Raw genomic sequence first — 17715 nt, 5'->3', positions numbered from 1 at the left:
AGGCCCCGGCTGCGGGACCGTGGAGCCCAGGGGGGTACGGGGACGCCCCCGGCGAAGGGAGGGCGAGATGCTGAGGACTCCCGTGAGCGGCACGCGGCTGGAGATCCTGGAGTGGCTGAAGGATCCGCTCGCGCACTTCCCGCAGCAGCGCCGCGCGGACGCCGTCGCACACGGCGTCCGCACCGCCCACGTCGCCGCGAAACTCGGCGTGCCCCCGCGGGTGGCGCAGGCCCACCTCGATCTGCTCGTGGACCTCGGCCTGCTCCGCACCTTGCGGGTCCGCCGGCGGACGTACTACCGGCGCGACGAGGTGCGCATCGCCGAGGTCGCCCGGATGTTCGAGAAGGGCTGGTAGGCGCCGGGGCCTCCCGCGGCTCCGGCGCCCCGCCCCGAAGTGCCCCGGCCCCACGCCCGGCGCTACCCTGTTCTGCGGCCGCGACCACCTCGCGGCGCGGCGGTGGGGCCCGCCGTACCCGAACCGCGGCACAGGTGCCGCCAACGGTCCCTACTTGCGAACGGGGGCACCCCCATGCCCGGCGAGTAGGAGACGTACGACCATGACAGCCCCGGAGATCCAGAGCCCCGGCGTCCGGCCCGCCGCCGCCCGGCGCCCCGACTGGCGCGGACAGGCACCGGTCGTGGCGGTCGTGGCCCTCGGCGGAGCCGCGGGCGCCTGCGCGCGGTACGCGGCCTCCCTGTGGTGGCCCACCCGGACGGGTGGCTTCCCCTGGACGACCTTCTGGGTCAATGTCGTCGGCTGTGCCGTCATCGGCGTGTTCATGGTGCTGATCACCGACGTGTGGGCCGCCCACCGCCTGGTACGGCCCTTCTTCGGCACCGGGGTGCTCGGCGGCTTCACCACCTTCTCGACGTACGCCGTCGACGGCCGGCAGCTGTTCGCCGCGGGCCACATCCGTACGGCCATGGCCTACCTCGCCGCGACCCCGCTCGCGGCGCTCGCGGCGGTGTGGCTCGCCGCATGGGCGGCCCGCCGTGTCCTGAACCGGAGGAGGCAGCCATGACGAGGCCGGCCGGCAGAGCACTGCGCCTGACCGTCCTGATCGGCGAGAACGACACCTGGCACCACCGGCCCCTGTACTCGGAGGTCGTCCACCGGGCCCGTGCCGCGGGCCTCGCGGGCGCCAGCGTCTTCCGCGGCGTCGAGGGGTTCGGCGCCTCGTCCCTCGTGCACACCACACGGCTGCTGTCGCTGAGCGAGGACCTGCCGGTGGCGATCGTGATCGTCGACACGGAGGAGCGCGTACGGGCCTTCGTGCCGCAGCTCGACGAGCTCGTCACCGAGGGCCTGGTGGTCCTCGACGAGTGCGAGGTGGTCCGCCGTGCCGGCCGCACACCGGGCTCCGGTGCACACGAAGGCGGGGAGCCGTCGTGAACTGGCTGCTGGTCGTCGCGGGGGCCATGGTCGGCGCCCCGCTGCGCTACCTCACCGACCGTGCGGTGCAGTCCCGGCACGACTCCGTCTTCCCCTGGGGCACCTTCACCGTGAACGTCGTCGGCTCCCTGGTCCTCGGGCTGCTGACCGGCGCGGCGGTCGCCGGCGCCGCGGACTCCCGGCTGCTGCTCCTCCTGGGCACCGGCCTGTGCGGAGCGCTGACGACGTACTCGACCTTCTCCTACGAGACGCTGCGGCTGGCCGAGACGGGCGCCCGGCTGCACGCCGCCGTGAACGTCACGGCGAGCGTGGCGGCGGGACTGGGGGCGGCGTTCGCGGGCGTCGCGCTGGCGGAGGCGCTCTGGATGTGACGCGGCCGCCGGTTCCGCCGCCCGGCACCCGGGCCGTGCGCCGTCAGCGTGCCTCGCGCAGCGGCTCCCCGACGCTCCGCAGATGACGCAGCGCCTCCCGGTGCGAGGCGAGCAGCCCGGTCTGGTGGTACGGGATGCCCAGTTCGGCGCAGTACCGCTCGGTGATCACCTGGGCCTTGCCGAGGGCCGGCGTGGGCATGCTGGGGAAGAGGTGGTGCTCGATCTGGTAGTTGAGCCCGCCCATGAAGGCATCGATGAGCGCGCCGCCCCTGACGTTGCGCGAGGTGAGGACCTGGCGGCGCAGGAAGTCGAGCCGCGTGCCCTCCTCGATCATCGGCATGCCCTTGTGGTTGGGCGCGAAGACCGAGCCGAGGTAGATCCCGAACAGCCCCTGGTGCACCGCGATGAAGGCGAGCGCCTTGCCGGGCGACAGCACCGCGAACAGGCCGCCGAAGTACAGCACGAAATGGGCGACGAGCAGCGTCCCCTCCAAAAAGGGGCGTTTCATCGACGGGCTGCGCAGGGCCTTGAAGCTGCTGAAACTCAGATTGAGACCTTCCAGGGTCAGCAGCGGAAAGAACAACGCGGCCTGGTGTTTTCCGATGAAACGGGGAATTCCCTCCGCCTTGCGGGCCTGACGCCGCGACCAGACCAGAATGTCGGGGGCGACGTCGGGGTCCTTTCCCTCGTGGTTGGGATTGGCGTGGTGGCGGGTGTGCTTGTTCATCCACCAGCCGTAGCTCATGCCGAGCAGCAGGTTGGCCACCAGCAGACCGCCGATCTCACTGGGGCGCCGGCGGGAGAAGACCTGCCGGTGAGCCAGGTCGTGGGCCGCCAGCCCGAGCTGTCCGAAGACCACGGCCAGGGCGGCGGCGACGATCAGCTGGCTCCAGTCGTCGCCCAGTGCGAGGAAGGCGGCGGCACTTGCGCCGAGTGCGAGGGCCACGGAGGCGAAACGCACGGTGTAGTAGAGCGGGCGGCGCCGGAGAAGCCCCGCTTCGGTTATGCGTCGTGACAGCTCCGAGAAGTCGCTTCCCTTTTCCCGCTCGCGCGTGGACGGATTCTCCGTGAGCACCGTTGGATTGGCCATGCGCTCCAGTATGGGAACGGCTTTCCGTCAACAGAATGGCGTTTGCCCCCGAAGCGGGGTGTAGCCAGCCCCACCGTCCCGCGACCGGCTCGCCCCACCTGCCGGGTGCCGTCGAGCCACGGCCACGGGACCGCCGGTGCCGCCACGGGACCGGTTCCGCGGTCGTCTGCCGGCGGGTCAGTCCCGTTCCGCGCGGCCGGCCACGAGCCGCAGGGCCAGGGCCATGGCGCCGGCGCCGAGCCCGGCGGCGCCCGCGATGGCTCCCGTCTCCGGCCACCCCGGGGTGTCCCCGGACGGCTCGGCCGCTTTCGGCGTCGTGGGCAGGGCCTCGGGACCCGACCGTGCCCGGGCCCGCCCGGCGTCCAGCGAACCCACCGGGTCGACCCGCCCGGCCGCCTCGAAACCCCAGTCGAGCAGCGCGCGGGCCTCCTCGTAGACGGCCGTGCGGCCGCCCGACTGCGGGTTCATCACGGTCACCACCAGGGTGCGCCCGTCCCGGCGGGCGGCGGCGACCAGCGTGTGCCCGGCGTTGCTGGTGTAGCCGTTCTTGATGCCGATCAGCCCCGGGTACGGTTCGACACCGTCCGCGCCGGTCAGCAGCCGGTTGGTGTTCCGGATCCCGTACACCTCCCCGTCCGAGCCGGGGAACAGCGCGTCGACCTTGGCGCAGTACCGCGCGAAGTCCGGGTTGCGCAGCCCCGCCCGGCCGAACACCGCCAGATCGAACGCCGACGACACCTGGTCCGGTGCGTCGTAGCCGTCGGGCGACCGCACGAACGTGTCGCGGGCCCCGAGAGCGCGGGCCTCGGCCTGCATCCGGGCGGCCGTGGCCTCCCAGCCGCCGGTGAGGGAGGCCAGCACGTGGACGGCGTCGTTCCCCGAGTTGAGGAAGACGCCGTTCCACAGGTCCGAGACGCGGTACGTGTGGCCTTCGACCACGCCGACCAGGCTGCTGCCCGGGCCGACGCCGGACAGTTCCTCCGCGCTCACCTCATGGGGGATGCCTCCCGGGAGGACCGGCAGCACGGTGAGCGCGAACAGGGTCTTCAAGGTGCTGGCGGGCGGCAGTCTGCGATGCGCGTCGTGCCCGGCCAGCACCTCGCCGGTGCCGGCGTCGGCCACCACCCAGGACAGGGCCGAGACATCCGGGACCTCCGGCGACCCCGGGTGGAGCCGGACCTGTGTGCCGGAGCGGTACAGCAGGGACGGGGGCGGCGCCATGGCCCGAGGTCCGCCGGGTGTACCGGGGTCCGGCCGTTCCGTACGGCCGGCGGTGGCGGCGGGTGCGAGCGCCAGCAGGCCCGCCGCGCAGAACACACAGGTGGACAGAACCGTGCGAGATGAAAATCTGTTAGTCATATCGCAAACGTAGGAACGTGCCCCGTGAACGCCCCGCTGCCCGGGCCGAGCCGCGCCCGCGAGCACCCGGATGCCGTATGCGCCACGGGCGGCCGCCCGTCGGCCGACGGCCCGTCAGCCGGCCGGCAGCGTGGGCTGGACCCGGCGCAGGAACGTGGCGTTGTCGGGGCTCTGGCGCATCCGCTCCAGCAGCGTGTCCACGCCGGACTGCCCGTCGCGGGAGGACAGCGCCCGCCGCAGTCCGCGTACGGCGGCCGACTCGGCGGCCGAGAGCAGCAGTTCCTCGCGGCGGGTGCCGGAGCCGGTGAGGTCCACGGCCGGGAAGACACGGCGCGAGGCGACTTCCCGGCTCAGCCGCAGCTCCATGTTGCCGGTGCTCTTCAGCTCCTCGAAGTAGAAGTCGTCGGCCCGGGAGCCGGTCTCGACCAGGGCCGTGGCCACGACGGTGAGCGAGCCGCCCTCCTCGGCCTGCCGGGCCGCGCCGAAGAACCGCTTGGGCCCGAGCAGCGCACCGGCGTCGACACCGCCGCTGAGCGTCCGTCCGCCGGAGGAGGCGGCGTTGTTGTGCGCCCGGCAGAGCCGGGTGAGGGAGTCGAGGAGGATGACGACGTCCTCGCCGGCCTCGACGAGCCGCTTGGCCCGTTCGATCACCAGGTCGGCGAGGTCGATGTGCTGCCGCGGCGCCCGGTCGAAGGTCGAGGCGTACACCTCGCCCCGCACGGAGCGCCGCATGTCGGTGACCTCCTCGGGCCGTTCGTCGAGCAGCACGACCATCAGCCGGGACTCGGGGTGGTTCCCGGCGACGGCGGCGGCGATCTGCTGGAGGAGGACGGTCTTGCCGGTCTTCGGCGGGGCCACGATCAGTCCGCGCTGGCCCTTGCCCACGGGGGCGATCAGATCGATGACGCGGCCGGTGAGGCCGGCCGCCGGGTGTTCGAGCCGGAGCCGGTCGTGCGGGTGCAGGGGCGTCAGGTCCCGGAAGTGCCGGCGGCCGCGCAGCCGGCCGGGCGTGCGGCCGTCGACCCGGACGACGTCCGTCAGCGTGCGCCGCTCGTCGCGCACCGCTTCGACCAGGTCTCCCTTGCGCAGGCCGTGGCGGCGGATCAGCGCGGGGGAGAGGGGAGGATCGGACGGTCCGGGCAGGAGGCTCTCGCCGCGCAGGTGGCCCCTCCCGCCCGCGTCGATGTCGAGGACGCCGGTGACGATCTCGGGCGGGGACTGCCGGAGGGGAGGGTGTTCGAGTGTGGTGGTCATGGTGATCGGTCCTCTCGGGGACGCGGGCATGGGACATGCGGAAGGAGGAAGGGAAGCCGCGCGGGCGGTCTCGTACGACCACGCCTGCGCACGGCGGGAACAGCACCTCGGGAACAGCGGGGAGAACCCCGCTCACGAGGTCGTGCTGGGAAGCGGACCGCGCCGGTCGCAGCAGGACGGGCGGATCAGCGAACCGAAGGGAAACGGCACCGGCGCCCGGAAACGGGGCGTACACAGGTGCTGACCGCACTGTACCACCGAGGGCGGTGTTGTGGCGGTGGGGCGGGACGTCACCTCCGTCCCGCCCTCTTCAACGCGGTCGGTGCCGCGCTTGTTCCGTCTTCCGCGGGTCCGGCGGAATCACCCTTGCGAACGCGCCGCCGCCTCTTCGGCGATCCGGTCGAACTGCGCGCCCATGGCCGCCGCCAGCGCCTGCGCGCCCGACAGCGGGCGGACCATCACCGTCAGCTCGTCGATGCGGCCGTCCTCGTCGAGGTGCAGGAAGTCGCACCCGGTGATCTCGCGGTCTCCCACGCGAGCGGCGAAGACCAGCGCGTGGTCGCGGCCGTCGGGGTCGCCGATCTCCCGCACGTAGCGGAAGTCCTCGAAGACGCGCGCGACGCCGCGCAGGATCGCCGCGGTGACGGCCTTGCCGCGGTACGGCTTGAAGACGACCGGACTGGTGAAGACCACGTCCTCGGCCAGCAGTGCTTCGACGGCGTCGAGGTCGTGCGCCTCGACGGCCGCGCGGAACGTGCGCATCGGCATCTCCTTATTGAACTAATTGAATAGGTGCGGAGTAGAGTAGTCATCTCTTGCTAGCGTGTCGACATGTCTCTCAAGTACGCCGTGCTGGCCGCCCTTCTGGAGGGCGAGGCCTCGGGATACGAGCTGTCCAAGGTCTTCGACGTCTCGCTCGCCAACTTCTGGCCCGCGACGCCGCAGCAGCTCTACCGCGAGCTGGAGCGCCTCGCGGCGGACGGACTGATCGAGGCACGCACGGTGCAGCAGGAACGCCGGCCCAACAAGCGGCTGTTCACGCTCACGGAGGCCGGCCGGGAGCACCTGAACGCCTTCGCGGCGGAGCCGACCCGTCGTCCCACCGCCATCCGCGACGAGTTCCTGATCAAGATCCAGGCCATGGACGGCGTCGACCCGGAGGCGGTCCGCGCGCTGGTCGAGGAACGCAGAGCGTGGGCCGTGGGGAAGCTCGCCCGGTACGAGCGCGTCCGTGAACGCCTCCTCGACGGCCGCACCGAGGAGGAGTACCTGCGCGACGCCGACCGCGTCGGCCCCTACCTCACCCTGTCGGCCGGGATCACCCTGGAGCGGGAGAACGTGCGGTGGTGCGAACACGTGCTCACGGTGCTGAAGCGACGGGCTCCTCTAGGCTGACCCGATGTTCAGCCCCGAAGGCCCCAGTCTGCGCGAACTCGCCGTCCAGGCGCTGTCGTCGGTCGAGCGCGGCTACGACCTGCTCGCCCCCAAGTTCGACCACACCCCGTACCGGACGCCGGACCCGGTGCTGGACGCGGTGGCGTCGGCACTGGCGGGGCTGGGGCCGTTCGACGCGGGCCTCGACCTGTGCTGCGGCACCGGAGCGGGCATGGACGTGCTGGCCCGGGTGTGCCGCGGGAGCGTGACGGGAGTCGACTTCAGCGCGGGCATGCTGGCGGTCGCGCGCGAGCGCGCCCGGCCCCTGCCCGGGGGGCCGGCGGTCTCCTGGGTGCGCGCGGACGCCCGCGCCCTGCCGTTCGCACCCGCCTTCGACCTCACGGTGAGCTTCGGCGCGTTCGGGCACTTCCTGCCCCGCGAGCTGCCCGGGCTCTTCGCTCAGGTGCACTCCGTGCTGCGCCCGGGCGGCTGCTTCGCCTTCCCCGTCGTCGCGCCGCCGCGCCCGGGCTCCCCGGCGTACTGGGCGCTGCTCGGCTTCGACGCGGTGATGCGGGTGCGCAACGCGCTGTGGCGGCCCCCGTTCGTCATGTACTACCGGACGTTCCGCCTCGGCGACGTGGGCCGGGAGCTGGTGCGTGCAGGATTCCGGGTGGACCTGTACGCCCTGCCGGAGTTCGGGCGGCGGCCCGACGGCAGTCCGCGCGTCCGGCTGGTCGTCGCCCGCAAGGCACCCCCGGTCCGAGCCGGCGGACCGCGCCGCGCACGCCGGGCCGGTACGGGGTCCCCGGAAAGCCCCTAGCGGCGCCGCCGGACGCCCCGTGCCCGGCCGTGCGCGGGTGGCTCAGCCCGCCGCCGGCAGCGTGAACTCGTAGACCAGCGCGTCCTGCTGGGCGTCCAGGACGAGGTCGGTGATCTCCAGGGGGCGGGCGTACTGGTCGTGCACCCGCCGAGTGACCCGCACCGACGGGGCGTTCGCCGGCCGGCTGATCGTGTCGCGGTGATGCAGGGTCAGGCCCGCCCTGCGCATCCAGTCGTAGGCCTGACGCAGCTGCGCCGAGGCGGCGCCGTCGGCGCGGTGGCGGTAGCGGGCCAGCTCCTCCACCTCGGCGAGCGCCACGGCGGAGAACGACGTGACGGCCGTGCGCCGGCCGCGCCCGTCGGCGGTGGCGGACTCGTAGCGGTGGACCAGCGTCGGCCGGTCCGGCGCCAGGCCCAGCGCCTCGGCGTGCTCCGGCGACGGGGGCTCCCAGGTGACCGTGGCCCGGTCGACGGAGCCCGGGACCGCCGCCCGCGCGCCGACCGGGAAGGCGAGGGACAGGCCCCGGTCGGGCGGTCCCGGCAGGGTCGCGTGGGTGCCCCTCCGGTCGGTGGCGACCAGGCCGTCCCGGCGCAGCACCTCCAGGGCCTGCCGCACGGTTTCCCTGCTGACCCCGAAGTGCTCCGCCAGCCGGCGCTCGCCCGGCAGCCGCCCGCCGGGCCGGATGGTTCCGTCGTTCAGCTCCCCGAGCAGCTCCACGGCGATCCGCCGGTACAGGGGCTGCGTGTCGGCGAGAGGGTGGTCGTACGGGGTGGTGCGGGCCATGCCGCGCCTCCTGGTGGTGACGTTCGGTAGCCGTGCGGGCTCGGTGCGCCACCAGGAGTACCATTGGTCTAAACCAGTTGTGAAGGGCGGACCGGCGGTTCGGCCGAAACCGGACCGCGCCCGCCTCCGGCGCACCCGCCCGGCGCGGCGCCGTGCCGGTCCGCGGGGCCGACGGGCCCGGCGCGGGCCGCGGACGGCGACTGGCCGAAGACCGCCGTCCGCCCGCCGCCCCGCGGCTCAGGCGTACGACCGCAGCCAGCGCATCCGGGCCGCCTGCTGGAAGGGCCCGCCGCCCTCGTGGTCGTTGAACTCGTACACCTCGATCGACTTGTCGTCGTGCGCCCAGGCGTTGAAGGCCGCGAAGACCGTCGAGGGCGGGCAGGTCTGGTCCTCCAGGGCCGCGGAGAACAGCGCGGGGGCCCGGCCGCGCGCCGCGAAGTGCACGCCGTCGAAGTAGGACAGCGTGCGCAGGGCGTCCTCGGTGCGGCCGCGGTGCGTCTTGAGGTACAGGCCGACCTCCCGGTACGGGTGCCGGTCGGTGAGCGTCGTCGCGCGCGGGAAGTCGCACAGGAACGGCACGTCCGGTGCGACCGCCGTCAGGTCCGGCACCAGGCCGCCGACCGCGATCGTGATGCCGCCGCCCTGGCTCCCGCCGAGGGCCACCGTGCGCGACGCGTCGGTCAGCGGGTGCGAGCGGGCCGCCTCGACCGCGCGCACGGCGTCGGTGAAGACGCGGCGGTAGTAGTAGTTCTCGGGGGCGTCGATGCCCCGTGTCATGAACCCGGGGTAGGCGGGCGCGCCGCCGACCGGGTCCGCCGTACCGCCGCCGCCGCCCCAGGCGCTGCCCTGTCCGCGCGTGTCCATCACGAAGTGCGCCCGGCCCGTCGACGCCCACAGCAGGTGCTCGTGCGGCAGGCCGCGCCCGCCTCCGTAGCCGACGAACTCCACGACCAGCGGCAGCGGCTCCTCGGCCGACGCCGGCAGGACCAGCCAGCCCTTCACCGGGTGACCGCCGAACCCGGCGAACGTCACGTCGTACACCCGCACCGTGGACAAGCCCGTGTCGACCGGTTCGAAGCGGGCGTCCAGGTCGTACTCACGGGCCTCCTGGAGGGTCTTGCTCCAGAACGCGTCGAAGTCCTCGGGTGCGGTGGACTCGCTGCGGTAGGCGCGCAGTTCGTCGAGAGGGAGGTCGAACAGGGCCATCGAGAACCGCCTTTACGGAGAGACAGTCGGGACGGGACGGTGCGAGGAAGATCAGGTGATCACACCGTACGTGAGTGGTCGGAGGACTCGCCAGGTCTCCGCCGGGTTCACCTGGGGCCGGCCGCGTGGCTCCGGGCACGCTGATCCGGCGTACCGCAGGTCAGGGCAGCGGGCCGGGTCTCCGGCCCGGGCAAGGGGACGACTGAGCGGTCGGCGTCAGGGACAGGTGGTCGGGTCACCGGACGCGGAGACGCGGCACCGGGCGGGTGCGCGCGGCGCGTCAGGCCCGGCGGTGCGTCCACTGCGGCTCGGTGCTGGCCCACTCGCGCTCCCACTCGGCCAGCCGGTGCCGCAGGGCCGTGCGGCGTACGACGCTGTTCGCGAGGAGGACCGCGAGCGAGGCGCCGAGGGCGGAACACGCGCCGATGGTCACGGTGTGCTGCCAGACGGCGGAGTCGCTCGTCGGCGGCGCCACGCTCCGGCCGCGCGAGTCGAGCCAGACGTCGACCACGTCACCCTGGCGCGTGCCGGCCGCGACCCGCGTCGTCGTGGTCCGCTCGGCACCGCCCGGCTCGCTCCAGCGCACCGTCGCGCGGTACGAGTGCGGGCCCCCCGACTGCACCGAGGGAAGTGTGTCGGGGGTCCTGCCCACCACCGTCGCGCCGACGCGGTGCCGGTCGGCCCGCTGCTCCGCCGCGACCTCCCGCGCCTGGCCGTGGGCCCACCAGGCGGAGACGGCTCCCAGCACCGGCGCTCCCACGAAAAGCAGGAGCGCGACGGTCAGCACCGTCCACGCCTCGACGACGTCCGACCGGCGTCGCAGCGGATTGCGCCGCCACCGCCAGCCGCGCACCCGGGTTCGCATCTCGACCTCCTCGCGATCACCGCGACCGGAGGGCCGGGCGACGCCCTGCGAAACCGGGACCGCCGCTCCCTCCGCGCCACGCCACGCGCGCGCGAGTGCCCGCACACATCTGGTACCCGTTGCAAGGTGGGCGACTCTCCCCCCACACCCCTCACCCAGGGCAACGTGAGGGAGGCACCCGGTGGTGCGGGCCGGGGGCCGGTGGTGGTTTCGTCTCGTGCGCCCGGCCACCCGTCGAGCGCGGGCCGCGAGTGGCTGCCCGTCGTCGTGGCGGGCGCGTTGCCGGCCGACTGCCTCGCGCTGCGGGCGCTTCGGGCTGTCGGCCGCCCAGCGTGCGTCGTCGGGTTTTCTCTCGCGTCGCCGGTTCGTCTCGTGCGCCCGGCCGCCCGTCGAGCGCGGGCGTCGAGTGGCTGCGCGTCGTCGCGGCGGCGCGATGCCGGGCACCTGTCGGGAGGGTGCTGCGGGTGCTCGCTCCGCGTCGCCGGCCTGTCTCGTGCCGTTACCGCCCGTCTTGCGGGGGCGTCCAGCCGCTGCGCGTCGTCGCGGCGGGCGTGAGGTCGGGTGGCTGCGTCGCGTTGCCGAGTGCCCGTTCTGCTTCGCTGCCGGGCGCCTGTCTCATGCCGCCAGGGGCCGCCCGTACTGCCGGGCGCGGCCGTCAACGTGTCGGCGGGGCGTCCGTCCCACACCGTCGGACTCTGTCCCGCAGCCGTGGGACGATCGTGGCGCCGGCGGGCGGACGATCGTGCCGCCCCCCGGGCGGTCGTGCCCCGTCGGCCGGGCGGTCGTGCCGCGCCGGCCGGGTTGTGCCGCGCCGGGTCGGCAGGTGCCCGGCAGGGCGGTGGGGGGACTCGGGACGGGAGCGGGCCGTGGGGTCAGCCGAAGCGTTCGATGCGGATTCGGTCCACGGGCTGGCCGGCTGCCACCAGCAGCCGCGAGGCGTGCTCGGCGAAGGAGTTGGATCCGCACACGTACGCCTCCCAGCCGCCGGCGGGCGGATCGGCCAGCAGCGGTGCCAGGTGCGCGGCCGTCAGGCGCCCCACGGGCGTGCCGTCCGGAGCGCTCCGGGTGAACACGGGGGTCGTCTCCGCGCCGTACTCCCGCGCGTAGATCAGCTCCTCGGGACTGCGCGCGGACACCAGCAGCCGCAGCGGCGCCGTCAGCCCCCGCGCCCGGTGGTGCCGCACCATCGACATCAGCGGGACGACCCCGGAGCCGGCGCCCAGCAGCAGGGCGGGCCGGTCGCCCGGCCAGGCGAAGAAGCCGCTCAGCGGCCCCCGCACCTCGATCCGGTCGCCGGGCCGCGCCACCGTGTGGAACCACCCCGAGACCTCGCCGCCGGCGACGTGGTCGAGGGTCAGCTCGATGTGCCCGGAGTCGTCGGGCGCGGACGCCAGCGAGTAGTGGCGCTGCGCCACGTACCCGTCGCCGGCGGTCAGCCGCAGCATCAGGTGCTGGCCGGGCAGATGCCCCGCCCAGCCGGGCACGGCGAAGCGGAACGTGGCGGCGCGCGGCGTCTCGCGGCGGATCTCGGTGAGCGTGGCCGTCTGCCACCTGCCGGCCACCCGGCCGCTCACCTCGATCCGCCCGGGCACGGCGAACCGCGTCGGCGGAGCGAACCCCCCGGACGTGGGCGTCGCTGTTTCGGTCACTGTCTCGGTCGCCGTCTCAGTCACCGGAGTACCGCTGCTCCTCCCAGGGGTTGCCGCGCGCGTGGTAGCCGTTCTGCTCCCAGAAGCCCGGCTCGTCGTGGTCGAGGAGTTCCAGGCCCGCGATCCACTTGACGCTCTTCCAGAAGTACAGGTGCGGTACGACGAGCCGCGCCGGGCCGCCGTGCTCGGGAGCGAGCGGCCGCCCGTCGTACTCCCGGACGATCCAGGCGCGTCCGCCGGTCAGGTCGGCGAGCGGGAGGTTCGCCGTGTAGCCGGTGTGCGCGTAGGCGACGGCGTGCGTGGCGGACGGCAGCGGCCGCACCGCGTCCAGGAAGGCGTCCAGGGACACGCCCCCGAACCGCACCCCGAACTTCGACCAGCCCGTCACGCAGTGGATGTCGCCCGAGTACGCCGACCCGGGCATCCGGCCGGCCTCGGCCCAGTCCCAGGCGCGGGGCTCGGCCACCAGCCCGCCGATGCGGAAGGACCAGTCGTCGGGTGCCAGGTCGGGCGTGACCTCGGCGGACAGCACGGGCCAGTCCTCGCCCGCGTCGTACTGCCCGGGCGGCAGCCCCGGCCGGGCGGCGCGCGGGCGCCCGGTGAAGCCTCGGGTGATGTTCATGCGGTGGTGCCTTTCGGGCCGGCCGGAGACCGAACTGCTCGCGGCCGGCGTCATCGGTGCGTACGCGGACAACCGTACGTGTCCCGGCGCGACGGCCGCGGCCGCCCCTGGCGGCTCAGCCCTCACCGGTCCCCGGCCCCGGCCACGCGTTGTACCGCTCCAGATACGCGGCGAAGCGCGTCAGGTCCTCCTCCGGCCAGTCGGCGAGCCGCTCCCGGAACGCCGTCCGCCGGCTCTCGGTGACCTGGGCCAGGATGCGCCGCCCCGCCTCCGTCAGGTGCAGCACCTGGACGCGGTGGTCCTCCGGGTCGACGCGCCGCTCGACGAGGCCGGTGCGCTCCAGGGCCGCCACCTGACGGCTCACGGTGGACTTGTCCAGCGCGTAGTGGGCGGCCAGGTCGGTGGCACGGCAGCCGTCCCGCTCCTCCAGGTGGCCGAGCAGCGTGTACGACACCAGGGTCAGCTCGGGATGCATGCGCCCCGCCGAGGCGCGGGCGCGGCGGGCGAAGACCGTCATCTCGCGCTGGATGGTCTCCACGGCCGTGTCCGCCGCGGAGCCGCCGGGGGTGACGGTCGTCCCATCGCGCATCTCGGCTGTCGTCACGGGTCCTCCCTCACAGTGTCGGTTGTATAGTACAACTTGAAGAAGAAGTTGTATAAGCCAACCATTGGAGGATGTGAGCGATGAGGTCGCACGCCCTGCGCCACGTGCTCACGCACCTGATCACCCCGCTGCTGATGTGCGTCGGCATGGGGCTCGCGTACATGGGGGCCTTCGTCACCCCCGAGCCGAACCACCTTCCGGTCGCCGTCGTCGGCTCCGGCCCCGAGGTGAAGGTGCTCGCCCAGTCGGTCAAGGACGAGGCCGGTGACGCACTCGACGTACGGACCGTCGCGACCCGGGCCGAGGCCGTCGACCTGCTGAAGGCCCGCGACATCACCGGTGCCTACGTCCCCGGCGCCGACGCGCCCGAGGTCGTCGTGGCCACCGCCGCCTCCGACATGGGCGCCATGGCCGCCGAGAAGGTCTTCACCCCCCTCGCCGAGCGGCAGGGCGTCCCGCTGAAGGTGACCGACGTGGCCACCCCGGTCGACGACGACCCCACCGGACAGGGCTTGTTCTTCCTGCTCATCGCGGTCAGCATCGGCTCCTACGCCTCCGTGGCCGCGCTCGGCGCCGCCGGGTCCGCCCAGCCGATGCGGATCCGGGCGCTGCTGACGCTCGGCGTCTCTGTCGTGGTCAGCGGCATCGGTGCCCTGCTCGCCGGACCCGTCTTCCACCTCGCGCACCACGACCTGGCCGGCCTGTGGGGCATGGCGTGGCTCTACGCGGCGGGCATCCTGTTCATCGGTGTGGGCCTGCACACCTTCCTCAAGCGGTGGACCACGCTCGCGATGATGGTGCTGTTCGTGATGCTCAACTTCACCACCTCCGGCGGCCTGTTCCGGCCCGAGCTGCAGAACGGCTTCTTCGGCACGCTGCACGCCTTCTGGAACGGTGCCGGCTTCGTCGAGGGCGCCCGCAGCCTGCTCTACTTCGACGGCGACGGTCTGGGCCGCAACGTCTGGACGCTGGCCGCCTGGCTGCTGCTCGGCCTGGTCGTCATGGCCGTCGCCGCCCTCCGCGAGCGTGTCACGGCGCCCGCGGCCGCCCGGCCCAGGCACGCGAGGCCGGACGAGCGGACCCCCGTAGAGGCTGAGGCGGCACGCGAGGAAGCGGAGGAGGAGGCGGAAGAGACCGTCGCGGTCTGATCGTTGGGGTAGTGTGACCGTCGGCCGCGGATCGTCCCGGCCGTCGGACGTCGAGGGGGTGAGACCCATTACCGCTGTGTCGGTCAGGGTGCTCTCACCTCACGGCAGTTCGGTCGCCGTCGACAGGTGACCGCGAGAGCGCCCTTCGGTTCCCGAAAGGCTCTCGGCTTCCATGTCCTCACCGTCTCCCGCTTCGTCCTCCACCTCCTCCTCTCACGCTCCATCGTCGTCCGCCCCGTCCGCGTCTTCGCGTGACCGCGTCGTGGCCGCGCTCCGCTCCGCGGGCTGCGTCTTCGCCGAGGACGAGGCGGAGCTGATCCTCGCCGCCGCCCGCACCCCCGAGGAGCTCGCCGCCCTCGTGGACCGCCGGGTCACCGGCCTGCCCCTGGAACTCGTCCTCGGCTGGGCGGAGTTCCGGGGCCTGCGCATCGCGGTCGAGCCCGGCGTCTTCGTCCCCCGCCGCCGCACCGAGTTCCTCGTGGCCCAGGCCCTCGCCCACGCGCCCGGCGCCGGCCTCGTCGTCGACCTGTGCTGCGGCTCCGGAGCCGTCGGTGCGGCCCTCGCCGCGGGGCTCGGCCGGCCCGAGCTGCACGCCGCCGACGTCGACCCGTCCGCCGTGCGCTGCGCCCGGGGCAACCTCGCCGCCGCCGGCGGCCGGGTGCACACCGGCGACCTGTTCGACGCACTGCCCCGCACGCTGCGCGGCCGGGTCGACATACTCGCCGCCAACGTCCCCTACGTCCCCACCGACGAGGTCGCCCTGCTGCCCGCCGAGGCCCGGGACCACGAACCCCTGGTCGCCCTCGACGGCGGCACCGACGGCCTCGACGTGCTGCGCCGGGTCGCCGCCGAGGCCCCCGGCTGGCTCGCACCCGGCGGATGCGTGCTGGTCGAGACGAGCGAGCGGCAGGCGCCGGCGGCGCTCGACGCCTTCGCCCGCAGCGGCCTGACGGCCCGCCTCGCCGTCTCCGAGGAGCTGTACGCGCACGTGGTGATCGGCGTCCGCCGGTAAGGACGCGGTACCTATGCGGGCGGCGTGGCCCGGGCGATCAGCAGGGCCACGTCGTCGGAGTTCTCCGGCTCGTGCAGGGTGCGCAGCAGGAGGTCGCAGACCTCCTCCAGCGGGCGGTCCGGGCCGTCCAGCACCTCCAGGAGCGCGTTCAGCCGCTCGTCGAGCGGATGCTGCCGTGTCTCGACGAGCCCGTCGGTGTAGAAGACCAGCCGGTCGCCGGGGTCCAGGCCGACGGTGGTGGTGGCGAAGGCGACACCGCCCACCCCCAACGGCACCCCGGTGGGCAGGTCGAGCAGCTCCGGAGGCCGGCCGGCGCGGAGGCGCACCGGGGGGAGGTGGCCGGCATTGGCGATCCGGCACTCCCGCCGGCGCGGGTCGTGGACGGCGTAGACACACGTGGCGATGGCCTGGTCCAGCCCGGTCGCGGTGCGGTCGAGGTGTTCGAGCACGAGCGCGGGGTCGAGGTCGAGGGAGGCCAGCGTGTTCGTCGCCGTACGCAGCCTCCCCATGGACGCCGCCGCCGTGATGCCGCTGCCCATGACGTCGCCCACCACGAGCGCCGTCTTGCAGCCCTCCAGCGGGATGACGTCGAACCAGTCGCCGCCGACCTCGCTCGTGGCCTCGGCGGGCTGGTAGCGGGAGGCGACCTCCAGCCCGCCCGTCACCGGGGGATGGCTCGGCAGCAGGCTGCGCTGGAGGGTGAGGGCGGCGTCCCGGGCGTTCTGGTACCAGCGGGCGTTGTCGATCTGCAGGGCCGCGCGGGCGGCCAGCTCCCTGGCCAGCAGCAGGTCGTCCTCGCCGAACGGCAGCGGATTGCGCATGCGTTTCAGGTCCAGGGCCCCGAGCACCTCGCCCCGGGCGATCAGGGGAACGGCCAGGTAGGAGTGGACCCCGGCCCGCCCCAGCAACTCGGCGGCCTCGGGCGAGCGCGCGATGCGGGACAGGTCCTCCTGCGTCACCCGCGGCACCATCACCGGACGCCCGGTGCGCACGCACTCGGTTACCAGCCGCTCGGGCCCGTACCGGGCGACCTGTCCGGGCGGATCGGCCGCCCGCATCGCCTCCGGGGCGTCGTCCGCGTGGACGGCCAGGGCCCGGATCACCGCGTGCTCGGCCGGGCCCAGGGTGCTGCGCCGGCCCTTCACCACGGCCTCCAGCAGGTCCACGGCCGCGATGTCGGCGAGACCGGGGACGGCCACGTCGGCCAGCTCGTGCGCCGTGCGGTCCAGCTCCAGCGTGGTGCCGATCCGGGTGGAGGCGTCGGCGACGGCGGCGAGCCGGCGCCGCGCGGCCTCGGCCTCCCTGCTCGCCCGGTACTGCTCGGTGACGTCCACGATGGAGACGGCCACCCCCAGCACGGCACCGAGGGCGTCCTCCAGCCGGTACAGCGAGACCGACCAGGCGTGGTCGTCCTCCGGATCGGCGGGGGTCCGGCCGATCATGGAACGGTCGATGACCGGCTCACCGGTGTCCAGCACCTCGCGGGCCTGGCTCTCCAGCGCGTCGGCGTCGAGCATCGGCAGCACATCGCGGACCGTGCGGCCGAGGTGGGCCTCGGACGGCACGCCGTTGATCCGCTCCAGCGCGGGGTTGACCGACACGTAGCGCAGACCTGTGTCCAGGACGGCCAGGCCGACCGGGGACTGGCTGATCACCCGCGCAGACAGGGCCATGTCCCGCTCCAGCCGGCGCACGGTCGTCTGGTCGGCGGCGAGACCCAGCGCGTAGACGTCGCCCCGGTCGTCCATCAGACGCATGTTGCGGAACTCCACCAGCCGGGTGCCGCCGTCCTTGCGGCGGATCGGGAAGGCGCCCGCCCAGCTCTGGCCGGTGTGCATGACGTCCGCGAACAGTTTCACGACCAGGTCGAGATGCTGCTCGTGCACCATGATCCGGGCGGCGTACTCGCCCAGGGCCTCACGCGCGGAGTAGCCGAACAGTTCCTCGGCCTGCGGGCTCCACAGCACGATCCGCCCCTCGGCGTCCAGGACGACCGAGGCAACGCGCAGTACGTCGAGCAGCCCGCTGGGCCCCGCCGACGCGTGCGGCGGCCCGTCGCCCTCGAACCCGGCAGACCTGGCTGCACTCATCCCACGCCCCGCCTTCGCCGATCCGCGCGGCACGCCCTTGCGATGCCGACTGACCCTGTTCTACCGCGTTCCACC

Annotated in this window: 19 protein-coding genes; 8 read left to right on the top strand and 11 right to left on the bottom strand. The window is 73.9% G+C overall.

All coding sequences use genetic code 11. The annotated features are described in order from the left end of the window. Positions 1-67: 67 nt before the first annotated feature. From H0H10_RS26155 to crcB (H0H10_RS26140), 4 genes are all read left to right on the top strand, one after another. Positions 68-355: an ArsR family transcriptional regulator gene (locus H0H10_RS26155; protein ID WP_188183572.1), complete on the top strand. Its 288-nt coding sequence runs from the start codon at positions 68-70 to the stop codon at positions 353-355. Positions 356-557: 202 nt separating this feature from the next. Continuing rightward, on the top strand, positions 558-1022 hold the full coding sequence (crcB, locus tag H0H10_RS26150) for a fluoride efflux transporter CrcB (protein WP_188183571.1): 465 nt from the start codon (positions 558-560) through the stop codon (positions 1020-1022). Beyond that, the gene (locus H0H10_RS26145; protein WP_188183570.1) at positions 1019-1393 is read left to right on the top strand and encodes a DUF190 domain-containing protein; all 375 of its coding nucleotides are present in this window, start codon (positions 1019-1021) and stop codon (positions 1391-1393) included. Before crcB (H0H10_RS26150) ends, H0H10_RS26145 begins: the two co-directional genes overlap by 4 nt. Beyond that, positions 1390-1764, top strand: a complete 375-nt coding sequence (gene crcB / locus H0H10_RS26140; RefSeq protein WP_188183569.1) for a fluoride efflux transporter CrcB — start codon at positions 1390-1392, stop codon at positions 1762-1764. The genes H0H10_RS26145 and crcB (H0H10_RS26140) overlap by 4 nt, the downstream gene beginning before the upstream one ends. A 43-nt stretch (positions 1765-1807) precedes the next feature. Here the strand turns inward: crcB (H0H10_RS26140) and H0H10_RS26135 are convergent, their stop codons facing one another. The 4 genes from H0H10_RS26135 to H0H10_RS26120 all read right to left on the bottom strand — a co-directional run bounded on the left by H0H10_RS26135 (position 1808) and on the right by H0H10_RS26120 (position 6229). Continuing rightward, complete coding sequence (locus tag H0H10_RS26135; RefSeq protein WP_188183568.1) at positions 1808-2854, bottom strand: fatty acid desaturase family protein; 1047 nt, start codon at positions 2852-2854, stop codon at positions 1808-1810. 177 nt (positions 2855-3031) lie between these two features. Next, positions 3032-4213: a D-alanyl-D-alanine carboxypeptidase family protein gene (locus H0H10_RS26130; protein ID WP_188183567.1), complete on the bottom strand. Its 1182-nt coding sequence runs from the start codon at positions 4211-4213 to the stop codon at positions 3032-3034. A 114-nt stretch (positions 4214-4327) separates the two neighbouring features. Next, positions 4328-5467 carry a transcription termination factor Rho gene (rho, locus tag H0H10_RS26125; RefSeq protein WP_188183566.1) on the bottom strand — a complete coding sequence of 380 codons (1140 nt, stop codon included), beginning with the start codon at positions 5465-5467 and terminating at the stop codon, positions 4328-4330. Between the two features lie 360 nt (positions 5468-5827). Continuing rightward, positions 5828-6229, bottom strand: a complete 402-nt coding sequence (locus H0H10_RS26120; RefSeq protein ID WP_188183565.1) for a nuclear transport factor 2 family protein — start codon at positions 6227-6229, stop codon at positions 5828-5830. 69 nt (positions 6230-6298) lie between these two features. On the opposite strand from H0H10_RS26120, the gene H0H10_RS26115 reads away from it, so the two are divergent. Together H0H10_RS26115 and H0H10_RS26110 are read left to right on the top strand one after the other, a co-directional pair. Next, positions 6299-6862 carry a PadR family transcriptional regulator gene (locus tag H0H10_RS26115; RefSeq protein ID WP_188183564.1) on the top strand — a complete coding sequence of 188 codons (564 nt, stop codon included), beginning with the start codon at positions 6299-6301 and terminating at the stop codon, positions 6860-6862. 4 nt (positions 6863-6866) lie between these two features. Then, positions 6867-7661 (top strand): class I SAM-dependent methyltransferase, encoded by a 795-nt coding sequence (locus tag H0H10_RS26110; protein ID WP_188183563.1) that lies wholly within the window; start codon positions 6867-6869, stop codon positions 7659-7661. 42 nt (positions 7662-7703) lie between these two features. Here H0H10_RS26110 and H0H10_RS26105 read toward each other — a convergent pair whose 3' ends face one another. The 6 genes from H0H10_RS26105 to H0H10_RS26080 form a co-directional block, all read right to left on the bottom strand. After that, positions 7704-8444: a GntR family transcriptional regulator gene (locus H0H10_RS26105; protein WP_188183562.1), complete on the bottom strand. Its 741-nt coding sequence runs from the start codon at positions 8442-8444 to the stop codon at positions 7704-7706. A 237-nt stretch (positions 8445-8681) separates the two neighbouring features. Next, positions 8682-9650, bottom strand: a complete 969-nt coding sequence (locus tag H0H10_RS26100) for an acetylxylan esterase (RefSeq protein ID WP_188183561.1) — start codon at positions 9648-9650, stop codon at positions 8682-8684. Positions 9651-9930: 280 nt separating this feature from the next. Then, positions 9931-10515: an Rv1733c family protein gene (locus H0H10_RS26095; RefSeq protein ID WP_188183560.1), complete on the bottom strand. Its 585-nt coding sequence runs from the start codon at positions 10513-10515 to the stop codon at positions 9931-9933. Between the two features lie 872 nt (positions 10516-11387). Beyond that, entirely contained in the window at positions 11388-12107 is a 720-nt protein-coding gene (locus H0H10_RS26090) for a ferredoxin reductase (protein ID WP_188183641.1), read from the bottom strand. 73 nt (positions 12108-12180) lie between these two features. Further along, complete coding sequence (locus H0H10_RS26085; protein ID WP_188183559.1) at positions 12181-12786, bottom strand: sulfite oxidase-like oxidoreductase; 606 nt, start codon at positions 12784-12786, stop codon at positions 12181-12183. A gap of 115 nt (positions 12787-12901) precedes the next feature. Continuing rightward, positions 12902-13375 (bottom strand): MarR family winged helix-turn-helix transcriptional regulator, encoded by a 474-nt coding sequence (locus H0H10_RS26080; RefSeq protein ID WP_188183640.1) that lies wholly within the window; start codon positions 13373-13375, stop codon positions 12902-12904. Between the two features lie 95 nt (positions 13376-13470). On the opposite strand from H0H10_RS26080, the gene H0H10_RS26075 reads away from it, so the two are divergent. Both H0H10_RS26075 and H0H10_RS26070 read left to right on the top strand, forming a co-directional pair. Further along, the gene (locus tag H0H10_RS26075; protein WP_188183558.1) at positions 13471-14538 is read left to right on the top strand and encodes an ABC-2 transporter permease; all 1068 of its coding nucleotides are present in this window, start codon (positions 13471-13473) and stop codon (positions 14536-14538) included. Between the two features lie 172 nt (positions 14539-14710). Next, the gene (locus H0H10_RS26070; protein ID WP_188183557.1) at positions 14711-15550 is read left to right on the top strand and encodes a putative protein N(5)-glutamine methyltransferase; all 840 of its coding nucleotides are present in this window, start codon (positions 14711-14713) and stop codon (positions 15548-15550) included. Between the two features lie 11 nt (positions 15551-15561). Here H0H10_RS26070 and H0H10_RS26065 read toward each other — a convergent pair whose 3' ends face one another. Continuing rightward, entirely contained in the window at positions 15562-17640 is a 2079-nt protein-coding gene (locus tag H0H10_RS26065; RefSeq protein ID WP_188183556.1) for a SpoIIE family protein phosphatase, read from the bottom strand. Positions 17641-17715: the final 75 nt, after the last annotated feature.

This window comes from Streptomyces griseicoloratus (genome assembly GCF_014534645.1).
In the GTDB taxonomy this organism is placed as follows: domain Bacteria; phylum Actinomycetota; class Actinomycetes; order Streptomycetales; family Streptomycetaceae; genus Streptomyces; species Streptomyces griseicoloratus.
Note: the sequence above shows the minus strand (reverse complement) of the source record. Positions and strands in the feature narration are given on the sequence as shown.